Here is a 17198-nt window from a genome sequence, read left to right as displayed (position 1 = left end):
CTCGTGTCAAGAGGTAATTTCTATTTAGTTTGAAGTAAATGTCTCATCACTCATTCTAAACAGCCTTCCCTTTCAACTAGGGCGCATTATACGGGGTTTTAAGACTGGGTCAAGGGGTTTGATAGACTTATCTTATCTAGATAGAATCTAGTTTATATATTTTAGACTATTATTTTAAACATTTGAGCTAGCGCACTGAGAGTATTGTATGTACAAAACAGTGCTATCAAATGGCTAGTAGGACGATATAAGCCTTATAGGAATTAAGCAAAGCCAGTTCAGAACTGGCTTTGCTTAATATTTAGATTAGAGAGGTATTGATTGATTTAGTCGTTTATTTACCAGCCAAAACCTACACCTACCCCTGCAGATGATTCATCGTCACTAAAGGCACCACTAAAGGTCAATGACGTGTTATCAGAAACTACACGCTGATAACCGACAGCTACTGCTTGCTCGCCTCCTTGGAAGCCCATACCTAGACCTATGCGATTGCGCTGATTCATTCCACTCACACTAGTACCCATGTTTTGAATAGCAGCGCTCATCGCTCCGACTTTATCGATACGCTGATCTTGCTCTTTGAAGCGTGAATCCACATCGCCCCTAAATGAGTTTAAGTTCTGATCGATTGTTGCAAAACGCTGATTGGTATAGTCATTAGCAGTATCTAAAGTTTGACTATCGCCCGCTTGGCTCTGTGCCAGATTGACTGCGTCATGGGAGTCAACACCAGCAGCAACATTGGTAATTCGGCGCTGGTTAGTCGCGCTACCCACCGATACGGTGTTATCAGCACTGGTCTGTGATCCTGCGCCTAACGCGACAGAGTTATTATTAGTCACACTGCTATTAGCACCGATAGCCACTGCATTGGCTGCTTGGACGTTCACCGACTCACCGATAGCAACGGAGTTTGAGGCATTAGTCTCGTTCGCAAAAGTTGGTGAACTATTGGTATCAACCGTTGCCGCTGTAGCACCCACTGTTGCGTTGCTACCTAGTACTACTGAGTTACTGGTAGTATCACCAATGATGTTGTCGTTACCAACTGCATAATTGGCGTTACCACCAACAATATTAGGATCTCCAAATGCACCTGAGCGATCACCTGAAACGATGTTGCCATTACCCACGCTGGTAGATTGATCGCCAGTCACTGTATTATTAGTGCCTATGGCGATGCTGTCCTTACCTTTAGATTGAGCGTTAACTCCGATTGCTATCGCACCGTCAGCAGTAGCGCCATTACCGTTATAATTACCTGCATCTTCACTGTCACTAGAGCCATTAACGCTAAAGAAGCGAGCTTGGCTGTCTTCGATTTTACTTTCTAATTCAATTTTAGACTCTTCACTAATACCTGAATCACCTTTGTCTCCTTTAGCGCCGTCGATACCATCCTGACCTGTTAGTCCTTGAGCACCATCAACACCGTCTTTACCGTTAGTGCCATCAGCACCATCTTGACCATTAATGCCGTCTACGCCATTAGTACCATTCTGACCGTTGATCCCATCAACACCATTAGTGCCATTTAAACCATCTGTTCCGTTTTGACCTGCTGGACCTTGTGCACCATCTTGACCATTAATGCCGTTTGCTCCATTGATGCCGTCAGACCCTGCTAGACCTTGAGGGCCAGTTTCACCTTGATCGCCTTTGTCCCCTTTAGGTCCAGGGGTTAATGCGATGTTGGTTATTTGTCCTTGCAAATCTGTCAACCTGCCATCCACTGCGGTAAATGCTGAACCGACATCACTGTAGTCAGTCTTATTGATACGATAAGTTGGTGCTTGAAAAGCGCCATTAGCACCAAAAGACGCACCACCTCCCAACGCTGTGCTGTAGTTGGTCTCTGTACGCTTCAACTGAGCCACATTGACTGCATCGGTATCTGTCGTACCTGCTGCCACGCCTGTAATTTGGCGCGTCTGCCAATTAGCGCTATCAGCATCAGAGGTATCTCCGACACTCACTGCGGCTAATGTTGATTGCCATACTGGCGTGGTTCTAGTGTCAGCACCAAATCCTGCTACGCCTGCATCGACTGTGGTGACGCTTTGGCTGCCTAAAGCGATACTGTTGCGAATGTCAGCCGTCGACCCTGTACCCATCGCTAGGCTGTCACGACCGCTTGCAACTGATGAGTTACCGATAGCTGTCGCGCGAATGCCGCTCGCGGTGGCGCCTATGCCGAGAGCTTCATAGTCTGCTGCTGCGAACTCAAATATCTGACCACCATTACCATCATCTTTAAAGCGTCGACCATTAAAGTATGTTTGTATAGTGGTTGTCGCAGCAGTAAACTCAGCTTGTACTACTGCACCTACTACTGGCACCTGTGTAAAAAGGCTACCACTACCAACGGCAGTCGCGCCTGATTCTGAGGCTGTGTTACGGCTACCTAACGCTGAGCTATTAAAACCTGAGGCTGTATTACGATTCCCTAGCGCTGAGCTTTCATTACCTGAGGCTGTGTTGCCACGACCAACTGCTGAGCCATCATCACCTGAGGCTACATTATTAAGTCCTACTGCTGAGCTATTATTACCTGAGGCTGTGTTTGAAACACCAACCGCTGAGCTAAGGATACCTGAAGCGTTATTGATATAGCCTAATGCTGAGCTAAAGCCACCTGAGGCTGTGTTATTACTACCCATCGCTGAGCTGAAACCTCCTGAGGCTTCATTAAAATAACCGACTGCTGAGCTGGAGTTCTTGGAGGCTTTATTAGAGCTTCCAATCGCTGAGCTGGAACTTCCTGATGCTTCATTCGAATAACCTACTGCTGAGCTTGAAAAACCTGAGGCTGTATTATCATTACCAACTGCTGAGCTGAAACCTCTTGAGGCTTCATTGCTATAACCAACTGCTGAGCTGAAATCTCCTGATGCTTCATTAAAATAGCCCACTGCTGAGCTTTCATTACCTGATGCTTGACTACGAACACCGATAGCAACAGCATCAGTACCCGTCGCGCCATCATTGTCGCGATTAGAGCCTGCGCCTGTCTCAGTTGAGTTAATACTCACATAACGCGTGGTATCACCGCTTGACTCTGCGACTTGCTTCAGCTGAGCCACATTGACTGCATCGGTATCTGTCGTACCTGCTGCCACGCCTGTAATTTGGCGCGTCTGCCAGTTGGCAGGATCAGCATCGCTAGTATCACCGACACTGACTGCCGCTAAAGTAGACTGCCATACTGGCGTGGTTCTGGTGTCCGCACCAAACCCCTGTACGCCTGCATCTACTGTTGTAGTACTCTGTGCACCTAGAGCAATGCTATTACGAATATCAGCCGTTGACCCTGTACCTATGGCTAGGCTATCACGAGCGCTTGCGACTGAGGTATTACCGATAGCGGTTGCGCGGATGCCACTTGCGGTTGCGCCTATGCCTAAGTCTTCGTAATCAGCATCTGCAAACTCAAAAATTCGACCACCATTACCATCGTCTTTAAAACGTCGACCATTAAAGTCTGTTTGTATAGGGGTTGTCGCAGCAGTAAACTCAGCTTGCACCACTGCATTTGCTACTGCAACTCGCGTATCTTCGCTACCACTACCAATAGCAGCAGCGCCTGCCTCTGATACTGTGTTAGAACTACCCACCGCTGAGCTATTAAAACCTGAGGCTGTGTTGAAACTACCTATTGCTGAGCTAAAACGTCCTGAGGCTTCGTTGACAAAACCCACTGCTGAGCTAAAATCCCCGGCTTCATTTTCAAAACCAACTGCTGAGCTGTAAACTCCTGAGGCTGTGTTGTTATGACCAACTGCTGAGCTGAAATTTGCTGAGGCTTCATTTTCAAAACCCATTGCTAAGCTGTAAACTCCTGAGGCTGTGTTACTACGACCTACTGCTGAGCTTGCAAAACCTGAGGCTGTGTTGTTGAAACCTAATGCTGAGCTGTCACTACCTGAGGCTTCATTATCACTGCCTACTGCTGAGCTCGAACGACCTGAGGCTGTGTTACTACTACCTACTGCTGAGCTTTCTATTCCGTTTGATCTATTATTAGAACCTACTGCTGAACTATCACTACTTAATGCAGTATTACCATACCCCACTGCTGAGCTACGTTCTCCCGAAGCGTTATTATAAGTACCTAGCGCTGAACTACGCAGCTTAGAAGCTACGTTCAGACTACCTAGTGCTGAGCTATTACCACCTGAGGCTGTGTTACTATGACCTACTGCTGAACTGAAACTTCCTGAGGCTGTGTTACGACTACCCATTGCTGAGCTGGAATTTTTTGAGGCTGTATTGTCGTAACCTATTGCTGAGCTGTCACTACCTGATGCTTCGTTAGAACTACCTACTGCTGAGCTGTCACTACCTGATGCTACATTGCCAAAACCACAAGCTATAGCTTGATTACCATTGCCAGTACTGCCACCCGTTTGATTAACACCATCGAGAAAACATACATCTGCCTGACTACTTATCGATATCAACCCCAATGCACTTCCTATCGCCACCGCGATGGCAGGGTGACGTAATATCGCGCCTGTCGTACTGGTTGGCACCGTACCCACTTGAGTTGAACGGTTTGATTTGCCACCAGATTTGGCAAGTTCACTCACTGCCATGTAGCAGCCTGTTGAGCGGTTAAAGATAACGCGGTAGACATGGTTTAGCATTAGAGTATCCTGTATATGTAAAGCCACTATCGAAGCAACTGTATGATGACTATACAAATAGACTGATCGTTGGGCTAGCACTATTAGGCATAGACGTTAGTGTTGATAAACAGTTAAACAAAGAAGCTATTGATTGGGGCATTCCATGAACGGCATGTCCAATAGAAGGTTGAGACATTCTTTTTAAAACTTTAAGAGGTGAACCTCTCATCTCTAGAAATATTTATATTCTGTTTGGATATAAAAAGAAACGTTATGGACACATATTGGAATATTATATGCTGATTGTAAAGTCATTGTTTTTAATGTGTAACATATAAATATATCCTTTAAAGAATATATCGTGATGCTAGAAAAAAATACTGGCTATGACATGTATGCGTACAGAGTTTTTATTTATTGAAGTTATCTGTTGAATATAGATAACTTCAATGACCTATGTATGACGATATACAAGTTATAAAGAGAATAATGATTTTTTATAAGACACAAAAAAGCCGCTTATTAATAAATAAGCGGCTCTTACAAGATATACTTAGAGTTGTTTTAGCATTAACTAACTTAAATGATTAAAGTTTGAAAATAATTAATAGCAGTCTAAAATAAGATATGGAAGACATCAAATTTAGTGTTTAAAATTTGCTTTTATCGTAGTCACGATACCTGATAAAGCATAAATAATACCGATCGCTAAAATACCAACAGGGATGTCATAAAGCACAATACTCATGACCAGCACACCAATGATAAGAACCACAAACGGTACTTTCTTTTTGTCAAATTCCTTAAAGCTGTAGTATTTAACATTACTGACCATCAGTAAACCGCAAATAACGACCCAAGCCGCGAATAAGAACATGACAAGTGTATCGTACTGTCCTATCCACTGATTATGGTCTATCGCTACCATCACAGCTGAGGTGACCAATATAGCCGCAAGTGGACTTGCTAAACCAACAAAGTATTTTTTGTCGACAGTACCAACCTGCACATTGAACCGTGCCAAGCGGAAAGCACCACAAGCCGTGAATACAAAGGCACAGCCAAGACCAATACGACCCAAGGGCTGTAGCGCAAAACTATAAATCAAGATGGCAGGTGCAACGCCAAAGGCTAGCATATCGGCTAAAGAATCATACTGCTCCCCAAACGGGCTTTGGGCATTGAGCATGCGGGCGACGCGACCATCTGCCCCATCAAGAATGGCAGATAAAAAGATGGCTAAAGAGGCTTTGTAAAATTCACCTTGCGTACTCGCCAAAATCGAGTAAAAGCCTGACAGTAATGACAACGTAGTGATCAAATTGGGCGCTAAATACACACCGCGACTGACCACACGTTTCCCTTCAGCAACTTCTGCCTCAATCACCTCAAAGGTCAAGCCATCGTAGCTGTCATTATCCGCTAAGCGGATATTAAACTCATGCTCATCAACAAAAGGTGGCTGGGTGGCTGCATTATCTTGCAGCAAACCATCGTTTTGAGGCGCATTGTTTGGTTGGCCGGTAGGTGGTTGCACGTTTGTCATCTTGATATCCTCATTGGCCGACATTGCTATTCATTGACCCCGTTATTTACTGACACCCTTATTTACTGGCGCTATTATTCGCCGACGAGCCAGCGCACATTGGTCGCACTATCAGGCGTTAAATCTGGGGCGTTGGCAACTTTTAGTACTGGCTGCAAGAAACGTAGAATTTCACGCGCATGGTTATCGAACTGCCATGGCGGATTGATAATCAGCATTCCTGTGCCGTTAAGACCCACGGCGATATCGTTCGGATAAATATTCAGCTCACAAACCAACTGACGTCTCATTTCAGTACGTTTTAGCTTTTTATAGAACAGCTCTACCGCTTCAATGTTTTTGATCGGGAACCATAATGCATATGTGCCTTGTGGCCACTTATTATAAGAGTGCACCAATAGGTCGATCAGGCGAGTAAAATCTTTGTGTTCTTGCTCGTAAGGAGGGTCCAAAAATATGAGACCACGACGTTCTTGTGGTGGAATAACGGCACGAATACCTTCAAACGCATCACGATGATGAATGCCGATTGGCAATTTATGTAGCTGATAGTTAAGCGCATCGTACTCACTGGCTTTGGCTTCAAACGCTTCGCCGCGCACGCCTGCATCTGGATTTTTTTCGATATGATGCGCAATCCACCAAGGCGAACCCGGATAGACTTTTTTGTCATAAGTGAAACGGGCTTGCTTGATACCTTCTATATAGTCTTTGACAGCAGGCGGTGCTTTTTCGACATCGGCCTTTACTAAAGATTGGATACCACCTTTAGCTTCTCCTGTCTTGCGCGCCTCTTCACTAGCAAGTGAATACAATCCACGACCGCCATAAGCATCAAGCACATAAAAAGGTTTGTTTTTTTGCCCCAGCTGGTTGAGTAATTGTACCAATAAAATGTGTTTGACCACATCAGCAAAGTTACCAGCGTGGTAGGCGTGTTTATAGTTCATAAGTTCAAAAGTTTAAATAAGAAAAATTGCATCTATGGTAGCATAGGCAGAGTAAAAGATAACGATGGTTTTGGTAAAAAGGCATCGATTGGCTGTGTATTGTCAGCTAATTGAGTGTTTATTGATAACGGCGAGACGAAATGACGAAGATTACTAGCAATCTTGAGGTGACACAATTGGTTGTCGATCAGCCAATCGGTCAGGATAATCCGCCCATGCTGTTTGTCCCAAGTGAAGACTATAGCCATGAGCCGCCAACTCAACACGTCCTTCAAACATCTGACTTTGACGTTAATTGGGAAAACAAGCTAACAGATACGCAGTTTGATAAGTTTGTAGAGGATGGCTGGCTAATCATTGATGATGTCTTTGACAGTACTGCATTATTGGCGCTACAAGCGGAAAGTGGTTTTATTGACTATCGTGATGCAGAGCTGACTGCTGGCATTCGCCTCAGTGATATTCGTGGTGATAAAATCCGCTGGATCACGGAAAATTTCTTTGCTGGTTATTATTATTTGCAAAGTATCAATACACTTGCCGCTTTGTTCAATCGCAGTTTGTTTGCTGGTATTCGTCATAGTGAAGCGCATTATGCTTGCTATCCAGTTGGTTTTGGCTATCAATGGCACAGTGACAATCCGGCTGGTCGTGACGAACGTGTTATTTCGGCAGTGTTTTATCTCAATGATGAATGGGCATCAACTGACGGCGGCGCACTAGAAATCGTCGATACACATGGCATTCATCATAACGTCATGCCTGTCGCCAACAGATTGATCATATTTGCCAGCGATCTACAGCATCAAGTACAAATCGCTCATCGTCAACGCTACTCTATTGCGACTTGGTTAAGGCGCGATGATACTATAGTCTTGGTTGCGCCACTATGAGCGTAAATTTAATACTAACTATTATTTGAAATAAGCCTTGTTAATTAAGGATAATGACAATGCATAGGACTTTGTTTAGAAACTTTCTCTTAATTATTATATTTCCTCTGATTGTGAGCTGTGAGACGCTTAATCATCAAGCTCCTACTCAACAACACAATGAGTTCTTTTTTACCTATTATTTGCCGAAGTCCACTCCTGAAAAACCTATAATAATTAATCCGACCGCTATTACTACTGAATTCAAATATGAGGATGGATGTCTACTTGCATTTGATGGAAGCAAATGGATGACACCTGTATTTCCCGAAGGACATGCAACTTTTGATAGTCATAATAAGACTTTAAAACTACTAGGAACAAGTTATAAAATGGGTGATGTCATTTCTGCGGGTGGCTATATGAGTGCTTACAACAGTGACAAAGTTAAAAATTATAGTAATACGCTAGCCGAAAAGTGTATTACAGAGTATCTAGCAATATATTACGGCGATTATGAGAAAATTTACTTGGATAAAAATTAAAGTTATTTTGAGCATCAGAATTGATAAACATCAGCATTAGATAAATCTTATAAAAATAAGCCAGATTTTATCACAAGAAATATTAAATCAACTTATCTAGGAATGTCATGAGTTCAGAAAATAATAGTACAACCCATCAGCAAGAAACTCTAGATTTAAGTATTGCGTTATTGGAACGACCTTCCGTCACCCCAGATGATGATGGCTGCCAAGATATGTTGTCAGAACGATTAGCGCAAGCGGGGTTTGACTGCGAGTTTATGTATTTTGGCGATAGAGATAAGACTGGCGAGCATGCTGAAGTCAAAAACTTATGGGCGCGCCGTGGTACAACCGATCCAGTTATTTGTTTCGCTGGGCATACGGATGTCGTGCCAACGGGCGATGAAAACAATTGGACTTATCCACCATTTACACCAACTATCGCTGACGGTTATCTATGGGCTCGCGGTGCTGCTGACATGAAAACAGGCATTGCCGCCTTTACTGTCGCAGCCGAGCGTTTCGTTGCTAATCATCCTAAGCATAACGGCTCTATTGCTTTTTTAATCACCTCAGATGAAGAAGGCCCATCGATTAACGGCACCGTCAAAGTCATTGAAACCTTAGAAGCACGTCAAGAAAAAATTACTTATTGCTTAGTAGGCGAGCCATCAAGCACGGATACGCTTGGTGATATCATCAAGAACGGTCGCCGTGGCTCATTGGGTGCAGAATTAGTGGTCTTAGGCAAGCAAGGTCATGTGGCCTATCCGCATCTAGCCTGCAATCCTATTCATGCGGCGATGGCAGCATTAGCCGAATTAACTGCTGCTAAATGGGACAATGGCAATGAATATTTTCCAGCGACTTCATTACAGATTTCCAATATATTTAGCGGTACTGGCGCGACCAATGTCATTCCTGAAACGCTAGATGCAGTGTTTAACTTTCGCTTTTCAACTGAAACGACTGAAGATGAATTGAGAGAAAAAACTCACGCCATCTTTGATAAACATTTCAAAGATAGCAAAGCTAGTTATATGATTCATTGGAAGTTATCTGGTCAGCCATTTTTAACGCCAGAAGGTAAACTAGTCTCAGCATGCCAACAAGCGATTAAAGCAGTCACTGATATTGATGCGACCTTATCCACCTCTGGCGGCACATCAGACGGACGTTTTATTGCCCCGACTGGCGCGCAAGTCGTCGAATTGGGTGTACGTAATGCGACGATTCATCAGGTTGATGAAAAAGTAGAAATCGATGATTTAGGAAAGCTCGCGCAGATTTATGAAGGGATTTTAGAAAATTTACTACTGGACTAATTGTAGTTATTTAAAGTAAAAAAGCGCCATCTGATTTAGATTGGCGCTTTTCTTTACTTTTGAGTTTGTTATTAATTTACTATTTTTGCTTATGCATTCTCATACTTAATAGAACTAAGTCTTACATGATAATCACTACTTGATGAATATACAATAAGATACCTTCTATTTAGTTAGTATTAGCTCTCATCTATATATTCAGGTACAGATATAGTTCCGCTGTCCGTAAGAAAGTAAGTTTGACGCATTGGTTTAAATGGTGACTCTTTTGCTACATCCAACGAAAGATTAGACAGTAACCCAAATACAAGATGTGCATATTCTAAGCAATCATATTTCCCACGACTGTTTAAAGAGCTTTGTCGAAGCTCTGAAAACTGTTCAATGTATTTGTTGAAATTTTTTCTCTTACTACGCTCACTATATAATTCTGAGGGATTATCAGGTAAAGGGAAACGGACTGAAATCATCTCTTTAGAATCTGGTAAAAATAAATATTCTTGAATAGCATATAAGGGAAAGTTAGCCAAATTGATAGGAGCAGAATGCATTACTAAATCACGATATTGGCCTAACTCATATAACCAACCACCTTCACTCATCTCAATTTCAAAATAAGACTCTAATTCAGATCGTTTTTCAATTTCTTTTAAACATTTGAACAATCCACTGGCTGAAGTTATTTCATACTTATGATTTTTACGAATCTCTCTGATTTTTTCTTTTAGAGAGCCTTTGCCAGAATAGTTATATACATACTCACATAAGTAGTCGCGCAGTATTCCAGCATCAAACAAAAAAGAGTGAAATTCCTGATAAACTAAATCAGTGAAACCATCCTAAAAACGTTGTCCATTTTTAAAAATATTTTTCAAAGCTAGCGCATTTAACTGATTATGATAAGCCAAGCAAAGGCTTCTCAAACGGTTATTGATTGAATTTAACTGAAAGTTAATTCTATTAGAAATATCATATGCGAGACCGTTCTTATTGTGGAATGCTGATAAAGACAAACTAGCCCATTTATCCATAGCATCCCAATTAGGCCATATAATGTCCTGTTCGACATAACCTCTGAATTGCATTGGTGCTTCACCAGTAGCCTCAAGAGGGTTAGTTATAAAATCAACTCCCACAATCAATAAATTATATTTTTTAAGAGCATAATATAGTTTACCAAAAGTCTCTATTGAGATTTCACATACTTTTCCATCTATAGTTTTAGGCCATAATGTGATCACGTCACTTAGTGGTTCATTAGTAGCAAGAACTCCACCTGACAAATATGCGATTCTTCCGCAATATGGCCAATCTTTATTCATAGTTATCCTATAGTCTAACGATGGTTCTATTCAATCCCAATATAAAGATCTATTTGCCCAAACTCTAGATTACCACCGATATACTGCTCAAAATCAACCTGATAAGTTCTAGTATGCTCACAGCTTGGATCGTTAAAGTAAGTCCAAGCATTCTCCCAAGCGTTCATCACTGTATTAGGCATGCGACCTTGTTCAGAGAATACCAAGTATTTCCCTGCAGGAATGCTGACCGTTACTAAATTACCAGCGCTTTGTTGCTCTTGCTCGCTGTCTACTTTCCAACTTGCCACTACATCAAAAGCGCCTACTAAATCATCACTTTCATAGTTATGAAAAACGCCATAAATATCCTCGCCTTCAGGAAGACTCTTCACATGGTTTTGATAGAATTTTTGCCATAAACGACCCAATTTGGCAGTGTCATGGCTGATTTCAGCGTTGTTGGTAGTACGAACGCTAATACCGCTGCATACTATCGCTTCGGATAGTTCTTTAATTTCTGACGTCATGATGCTACCTATTCTATTTGTTGATTTGATTTTTTGTTTATGACAATACTTAATGCATGGAAGCCAAATTAGTCCGCTTCATCAATCCAGTTCATCTGAATGGCTTCTAGAATGCCTTCATTTGATTTTTGTGGATCATCATCAAAGCCTTCAAGCTCGGTCACCCAACGATGCAAATCTGTAAAACGTATGTACTGTGGATCGGTCTCTGGGAATTTTTCATAAAGCTCGATAGCGATATCCAAGCTGTCTGTCCATTTTAGTTTTTGTGGGATCATAATGGTACCTTCTTTTTTAATTTTAAGAAAAAATGTTATCGCTTTAATAGCCCCCATCCTACCAAAATTCGTCTTATGATTATAGGCAAGTTCGTTAAGCTGTCTCTGTTGCTTCAGCTGGCTCAGCAGATTTGGTAGATTTAACTGCTACTTGGTGTTCATTCCACGTGGTAATCGTATTCGTCATCTGCTCGCCTGTCATATCCAATACCTTTGGTGTGCGCATACCATTATCGTCTGTAAAAACAAACTTAGTCATGCCGACGCCCATTAGCTGGTTTTTTACAAAGAAGCGATGCTCAAAATATACATATTTGTGATCCCATCCTGCGACTGCACTACTGAGCGTCATTTTGTCCAAAAACTTAATTTGCTTAAGATAAATCATCTCTTGCATGGCGATGACCCAGTTTAGGGGCTTAATGCCTTTTTGGTGACAGTGCTTCATTACCCATCGCGTAATGTTTAGCTCAATAAAAGATAGGTAACGGTAGTTAGGTAGATGGTCGCGAAAACCCATATCATGTGGCAATATTCGATAATGGCGAACCGTCGGTGCAGCCAATGTCTCTATACTGAGCGTCTCACTCACTGATTGCTGCTTAAGTTGTTGTTTTAGCAAACTAACCATAATAAAAAAACGTATCAACATATTCATAAATAACCTTCTTAACTCTTATTTTGTATAAACTTATTTGATGTAAACAATGATTGAATATAAGCGAGGCGTACCTTAACGCAAAAAAAGCCACCTCAGTGACTTTTTTATTTAAAAGCTTATATTTAGAAGTAAATATTAACCGCTTACTCTAAAGATTAATGAGCGCCATTGATACTACGTACCATCTCTTCTACCATCTTTTTCGCATCGCCAAAAATCATCATGGTTTTGTCCATGTAGAACAAGCTATTATCAAGTCCTGCATAACCCGTGCTCATCGAACGCTTGATAACCATAACTGTTTGCGCTTTGCTGACTTCTAAGATTGGCATACCAAAGATTGGAGAAGTCGGATCATCTTTTGCAGATGGGTTTACCACATCGTTGGCACCGATCACCAAGACCACATCCGTACTAGCGAAGTCTGAGTTAATCTCATCCATCTCAAGAATGTCATCGTAAGGCACATCCGCTTCAGCCAATAGGACGTTCATGTGTCCAGGCATACGACCAGCAACTGGATGAATGGCAAAACGAACGTTAACGCCTTCTTCTTTTAACAGCTCATACAGCTCTTTTACTGCATTCTGCGCGCGGCCCTGTGCCATACCATAACCCGGTACGATCACAACGTTGCTGGCGTTGGCCATCAAGAAACCAGCATCTTCTGCTGAACCAGCCTTGTAGTTTTTTGGCGCGCCATCGTCTCCGCCTGCTGCCACAGCTGACGTGCCCATACCACCGAACAATACGTTGAGTAATGAGCGGTTCATGGCTTTACACATGATATAAGACAAAATCGCGCCTGATGAACCAACCAGCGAACCTGCGATAATGAGCATTGAGTTGCCGAGGGTAAAACCAATACCCGCTGCTGCCCAACCTGAGAATGAGTTCAATAGTGATACAACCACTGGCATATCGCCGCCACCGATTGGTGCAATCCACATCCAACCGAAGATAACAGCAATCACTGCCATTGCATAAAAGGCAGGTAATGAATCAGTGACGAAATACATGCCGCCAAACCCGATCATCGCAATGAACAGTAGCGCTTGGACAGGTTTGACCCATCCTCCGACCAATGTTTTGGCCCAGCTTTTCGCCGCCAATTTACCGAAAGCAAATACTGACGCTGAGAAAGTAATCGCACCGATAAAGCAACCGATGAACAATTCGACACGAGCAACCGCGCCATGCTGCTGCTCAGTATGCAATACGGTTGCCAAGGCAATCGCAACTGCTGCCAAACCAACGAAAGAATGCATCAAGGCAACGGTTTCTGGCATTTGGGTCATCGCGACCGTTTTTGCCTTCCACATACCGACGACCGCACCCAATACCATGGCACCAATAATCAACCAAAGAACAGGGCCTTCTGCTAAGAAGAATGTGGTCACAACAGCAATCGCCATCGCAGCCATACCAAAGCGGTTGCCACGAATAGCCGTTTTTGGACTAGATAAACCACGTAGGGTTAAAACGAAAAGAATAGCGCCGACTAGGTAAAACCAGTCCGCATTTGCCGCAATCATTGTTGAAAAATCATTCATGCGTTGCCTCCATTTTCAGTCGTCCCAGTTTCAAGAGCGGGTGCTTTTTTCACTTTGGGTTTAAACATCGCAAGCATACGCTCAGTCACGGCAAAACCACCAAAGATGTTGACACTGGCTAGAAATACCGCAAAGGCACCCAGCAAGCTGGTTGGTGTAAATATAGAGCCATCAATCGTGACGGTCTGTAGCATCGCACCAACAATGACAATACTTGATAGTGCGTTGGTGACGGCCATCAATGGTGTGTGTAGTGCAGGCGTAACGCCCCAAACCACGTAGTATCCGACAAAAATAGCGAGCACAAATACAGTGAAAATCGCTACAAATGGTGTACTACTCATGGCGGCACCGGCTGGCGCGGCAGCTAAAATAGTGGCAATCATCTTATCCTCCTAAAAATTTATTCGTTACTGGCAAATGTATGGTGACAACGTTAGTAGTAACAATGTTGTGATGACAGGCTGTAAAAACTTAGCCAGTCAAACTAGCGTTTGGCCAGTCGTACCTGACTGTCATGTGTCACCGCCAGTGCGCCCTGAATCTCGTCTTCCATGTCTAAGTTAAGTGCCAAGTTAGCTGATGCATCACTTGCTGAAGCGTCATCGCCAGCAGGCGCAATTAAGGTCGTGATAAAGTTAACCAAGTTGTTGGCATACAAATCTGAAGACTGCGCCGCTAGCATCGATGGAATATTGGCGGCACCAACGATACGCACGCCATTGTCCGTAGTGATGGTTTCGTTAGGCACACTGCCTTCTACGTTGCCGCCCGTTCCAGCAGCCATATCGATCAGCACTGAGCCTGCCTTCATCTTGGCAAGTGTTGCCCCGTGTACCAAGCGCGGTGCATTACGACCAGGAATCTGCGCCGTCGTAATCACGATATCGGCATTGCTTAACGCTTTATCTACCACAGCGGCTTGGTCTTTGATATATTGCTCTGATGGTGTCCACGCATAGCCGCCTGTCGCTTTGGCTTTTTGCGCTTCTTCTTCACTCATCGGTACATCAAGCCATTTACCGCCTAGGGATTCAACTTGCTCTTTAGCAGCAGGACGTAGATCACTGGCTTCTACCACTGCGCCTAAACGCTTTGCCGTCGCAATGGCCTGCAAACCTGCAACCCCAACCCCTAAGATGACCACTTTGGCAGGCTTAACTGTACCCGCTGAGGTCATGAACATTGGAAAAGGACGCGAGTATTCATTGGCTGCCAGTAATACCGCTTTATAGCCGGCAAGGTTGGCTTGTGATGACAAGACATCCATATTCTGTGCGCGTGACAATGTGCGCGGCAATAACTCCATCGCAAAAGCAGTAGCACCTTTAGCAGCATAAGCATCTAGCTGTGTATTACGATACGGATCGAGCATACCAACGACGATTTGACCCGTGGTCAAATGTTCTATCGCCGCAGCAGGTAAGTCGTTGACCGTGGTAATAATTCGAGACTGTGTGATGACCTCGGCGCTACTACTGGCAATCTCGGCACCGGCAGCTTGATACATTTCATCAGCATAATACGCTGCTTGACCTGCACCTGACTGTATGACGACTTCAAACCCAAGCTTACGCAATTTTTTGACTGCGTCTGGGGTTATCGCTACGCGACTTTCGCTCGCGATATCTGCACTGATTACACCGATTTTCATACCGTCTCCTTACTTACGTCTTAATGACTACTTTTAATACCCTCAACGCACATTGAAAAAGCACAGGGGACAAAAAAACCTTTGGTCACTACTGGTTTATCATTAACGACCAAAGATTATCAATTTAATAAATGATAGCTGGTTTGCCATCATGCCTTTTTATTATAGAGATATCATCGGCTAACTTTCATTGACTAATGATGACCCACAAGTAAAATAAAAAGTTAGGTATTTACACCATCTACATAACTTTTATTGTTATATTAAAAATTTTTATTTTCCAGCTAACTTATCAGCCCTTATGGTACGTAGGCTAAGAGAACCAGTAACGACCTGTGACATAATTATAAACTACCAGTATACTGTTAAAAAATACAAAACCGCGACGAGTAAGTCAAGTTAAACCTGTGTATATCGTATAATGAGAAAGCTTGACACTTCAATAGGTCAGTCATTGATTCACTATAATAAGGAATAACGATGTATTTTGTACTCTCCCCTGCCAAATCTTTGAATGAGAAAGACACTGTGCCAGTCAATTTAGGCAACTACTATAGTCAGCCTGAGCTGATTGAGCACTCACAGGCACTGATGAAAATCCTGAAGTCGAAAGAGCCGATTGATTTGCAAGAGCTGATGAGTATCTCTGATGACTTGGCACAGCTGAATGCACAGCGCAATCAGGACTGGTCTTGGAGTGCTAATACTCACTTTACGGACAGTAATGCTAAACCCGCAGGCTATTTATTTGATGGAGATGTTTATACGGGTCTTGATATGTATCACATGGACAAAGACACCGCTATCTACGTCAATGAACATCTGGGTATTTTGTCCGGTCTTTATGGCGTGCTAAAGCCACTGGATTTTATTCAGCCGTATCGACTTGAGATGGGTACTAAGCTTAAAAATGAGCGTGGCGATAATTTATACGAGTTTTGGGGCGAAGAAATCACTGAGATTATTAATAAGCGCATGGCTGATAGCGATGACAAAGTTTTGGTTAACCTTGCTTCTAATGAATACTTTAAAGCGGTAAAGAAGAAAGCCTTGAATGCGGAGATTATCACGCCAAGATTTGAAGATGAAAAGAATGGCCACTATAAAGTCATTAGCTTCTATGCCAAAAAAGCGCGTGGACTGATGGTGAAATATGCGGCAGATAATAAGCTGACCAATGCTGAACAGCTAAAGCAATTTGATTTGGCTGGATACTACTATTGTGAAGATGCTTCTGATGATAAAACGTGGACGTTTAGACGGGATGAGGCGAGTCAGTAGCAGTAATACCTTCAATCAACCTCTGCCTGTGATTAATCTCTAATTGTAAGACCCTAATAAATATAAAGTCTATTAGGGTCTTATTTTAT

15 protein-coding genes are annotated in these 17198 nt (G+C 42.9%); 4 read left to right on the top strand and 11 right to left on the bottom strand.

Annotated features, from left to right (window positions below; translation table 11 throughout):
- Positions 1–338: 338 nt before the first annotated feature.
- The 3 genes from IE130_RS12345 to IE130_RS12335 form a co-directional block, all read right to left on the bottom strand.
- The gene (locus IE130_RS12345; RefSeq protein WP_189586371.1) at positions 339–4649 is read right to left on the bottom strand and encodes an ESPR-type extended signal peptide-containing protein; all 4311 of its coding nucleotides are present in this window, start codon (positions 4647–4649) and stop codon (positions 339–341) included.
- 625 nt (positions 4650–5274) lie between these two features.
- Positions 5275–6177, bottom strand: a complete 903-nt coding sequence (pssA, locus tag IE130_RS12340) for a CDP-diacylglycerol--serine O-phosphatidyltransferase (RefSeq protein WP_227676214.1) — start codon at positions 6175–6177, stop codon at positions 5275–5277.
- 74 nt (positions 6178–6251) lie between these two features.
- A complete protein-coding gene (locus tag IE130_RS12335) occupies positions 6252–7127 on the bottom strand; it encodes a 23S rRNA (adenine(2030)-N(6))-methyltransferase RlmJ (RefSeq protein ID WP_010196880.1) in 876 nt (291 codons plus the stop codon).
- A gap of 140 nt (positions 7128–7267) precedes the next feature.
- On the opposite strand from IE130_RS12335, the gene IE130_RS12330 reads away from it, so the two are divergent.
- The 3 genes from IE130_RS12330 to dapE all read left to right on the top strand — a co-directional run bounded on the left by IE130_RS12330 (position 7268) and on the right by dapE (position 9851).
- Positions 7268–8020, top strand: coding sequence for a 2OG-Fe(II) oxygenase (locus IE130_RS12330; protein ID WP_189586368.1), 753 nt, complete (start codon positions 7268–7270; stop codon positions 8018–8020).
- Positions 8021–8079: 59 nt separating this feature from the next.
- Positions 8080–8544: a hypothetical protein gene (locus IE130_RS12325; RefSeq protein WP_189586365.1), complete on the top strand. Its 465-nt coding sequence runs from the start codon at positions 8080–8082 to the stop codon at positions 8542–8544.
- A 107-nt stretch (positions 8545–8651) separates the two neighbouring features.
- Positions 8652–9851, top strand: coding sequence for a succinyl-diaminopimelate desuccinylase (gene dapE, locus IE130_RS12320; protein ID WP_189586362.1), 1200 nt, complete (start codon positions 8652–8654; stop codon positions 9849–9851).
- 179 nt (positions 9852–10030) lie between these two features.
- On the opposite strand, the gene IE130_RS12315 is transcribed toward dapE, so the two are convergent.
- The 8 genes from IE130_RS12315 to IE130_RS12280 all read right to left on the bottom strand — a co-directional run bounded on the left by IE130_RS12315 (position 10031) and on the right by IE130_RS12280 (position 15828).
- The gene (locus IE130_RS12315; protein WP_189586359.1) at positions 10031–10648 is read right to left on the bottom strand and encodes a hypothetical protein; all 618 of its coding nucleotides are present in this window, start codon (positions 10646–10648) and stop codon (positions 10031–10033) included.
- Positions 10649–10690: 42 nt separating this feature from the next.
- Positions 10691–11173: a hypothetical protein gene (locus IE130_RS12310; RefSeq protein WP_189586355.1), complete on the bottom strand. Its 483-nt coding sequence runs from the start codon at positions 11171–11173 to the stop codon at positions 10691–10693.
- 26 nt (positions 11174–11199) lie between these two features.
- The gene (locus IE130_RS12305) at positions 11200–11682 is read right to left on the bottom strand and encodes a GyrI-like domain-containing protein (RefSeq protein WP_189586353.1); all 483 of its coding nucleotides are present in this window, start codon (positions 11680–11682) and stop codon (positions 11200–11202) included.
- Between the two features lie 68 nt (positions 11683–11750).
- Positions 11751–11960 carry a Fe-S cluster assembly protein IscX gene (gene iscX, locus IE130_RS12300; protein WP_010196865.1) on the bottom strand — a complete coding sequence of 70 codons (210 nt, stop codon included), beginning with the start codon at positions 11958–11960 and terminating at the stop codon, positions 11751–11753.
- 94 nt (positions 11961–12054) lie between these two features.
- Positions 12055–12618: an acyl-CoA thioesterase gene (locus IE130_RS12295; protein WP_189586351.1), complete on the bottom strand. Its 564-nt coding sequence runs from the start codon at positions 12616–12618 to the stop codon at positions 12055–12057.
- A gap of 158 nt (positions 12619–12776) precedes the next feature.
- Complete coding sequence (locus IE130_RS12290; RefSeq protein WP_010196858.1) at positions 12777–14174, bottom strand: NAD(P)(+) transhydrogenase (Re/Si-specific) subunit beta; 1398 nt, start codon at positions 14172–14174, stop codon at positions 12777–12779.
- Positions 14171–14518, bottom strand: coding sequence for a proton-translocating transhydrogenase family protein (locus IE130_RS12285; RefSeq protein WP_201574529.1), 348 nt, complete (start codon positions 14516–14518; stop codon positions 14171–14173). The genes IE130_RS12290 and IE130_RS12285 overlap by 4 nt, the downstream gene beginning before the upstream one ends.
- Before the next feature lie 143 nt (positions 14519–14661).
- The gene (locus IE130_RS12280) at positions 14662–15828 is read right to left on the bottom strand and encodes an NAD(P) transhydrogenase subunit alpha (protein WP_189586347.1); all 1167 of its coding nucleotides are present in this window, start codon (positions 15826–15828) and stop codon (positions 14662–14664) included.
- Positions 15829–16308: 480 nt separating this feature from the next.
- Between IE130_RS12280 and yaaA the strand changes: the two genes are divergently transcribed.
- Positions 16309–17109 (top strand): peroxide stress protein YaaA, encoded by an 801-nt coding sequence (yaaA, locus tag IE130_RS12275; RefSeq protein WP_189586344.1) that lies wholly within the window; start codon positions 16309–16311, stop codon positions 17107–17109.
- Positions 17110–17198 lie beyond the last annotated feature (89 nt).

The organism is Psychrobacter glaciei (genome assembly GCF_014652895.1).
GTDB lineage: Bacteria > Pseudomonadota > Gammaproteobacteria > Pseudomonadales > Moraxellaceae > Psychrobacter > Psychrobacter glaciei.
This window is presented reverse-complemented; position numbering and strand designations above follow the sequence as displayed.

Excerpts from the sequence above, each read along its gene's own strand:
- pssA (WP_227676214.1), bottom strand. The coding sequence starts at position 6,177 with ATGACAAACGTGCAACCACCTACCGGCCAACCAAACAATGCGCCTCAA.
- IE130_RS12295 (WP_189586351.1), bottom strand. The coding sequence starts at position 12,618 with ATGAATATGTTGATACGTTTTTTTATTATGGTTAGTTTGCTAAAACAA.
- IE130_RS12310 (WP_189586355.1), bottom strand. The coding sequence starts at position 11,173 with ATGAATAAAGATTGGCCATATTGCGGAAGAATCGCATATTTGTCAGGT.
- iscX (WP_010196865.1), bottom strand. The coding sequence starts at position 11,960 with ATGATCCCACAAAAACTAAAATGGACAGACAGCTTGGATATCGCTATC.
- IE130_RS12335 (WP_010196880.1), bottom strand. The coding sequence starts at position 7,127 with ATGAACTATAAACACGCCTACCACGCTGGTAACTTTGCTGATGTGGTC.
- yaaA (WP_189586344.1), top strand. The coding sequence starts at position 16,309 with ATGTATTTTGTACTCTCCCCTGCCAAATCTTTGAATGAGAAAGACACT.
- IE130_RS12330 (WP_189586368.1), top strand. The coding sequence starts at position 7,268 with ATGACGAAGATTACTAGCAATCTTGAGGTGACACAATTGGTTGTCGAT.
- IE130_RS12305 (WP_189586353.1), bottom strand. The coding sequence starts at position 11,682 with ATGACGTCAGAAATTAAAGAACTATCCGAAGCGATAGTATGCAGCGGT.
- IE130_RS12345 (WP_189586371.1), bottom strand. The coding sequence starts at position 4,649 with ATGCTAAACCATGTCTACCGCGTTATCTTTAACCGCTCAACAGGCTGC.
- dapE (WP_189586362.1), top strand. The coding sequence starts at position 8,652 with ATGAGTTCAGAAAATAATAGTACAACCCATCAGCAAGAAACTCTAGAT.
- IE130_RS12285 (WP_201574529.1), bottom strand. The coding sequence starts at position 14,518 with ATGAGTAGTACACCATTTGTAGCGATTTTCACTGTATTTGTGCTCGCT.
- IE130_RS12280 (WP_189586347.1), bottom strand. The coding sequence starts at position 15,828 with ATGAAAATCGGTGTAATCAGTGCAGATATCGCGAGCGAAAGTCGCGTA.
- IE130_RS12325 (WP_189586365.1), top strand. The coding sequence starts at position 8,080 with ATGCATAGGACTTTGTTTAGAAACTTTCTCTTAATTATTATATTTCCT.
- IE130_RS12290 (WP_010196858.1), bottom strand. The coding sequence starts at position 14,174 with ATGAATGATTTTTCAACAATGATTGCGGCAAATGCGGACTGGTTTTAC.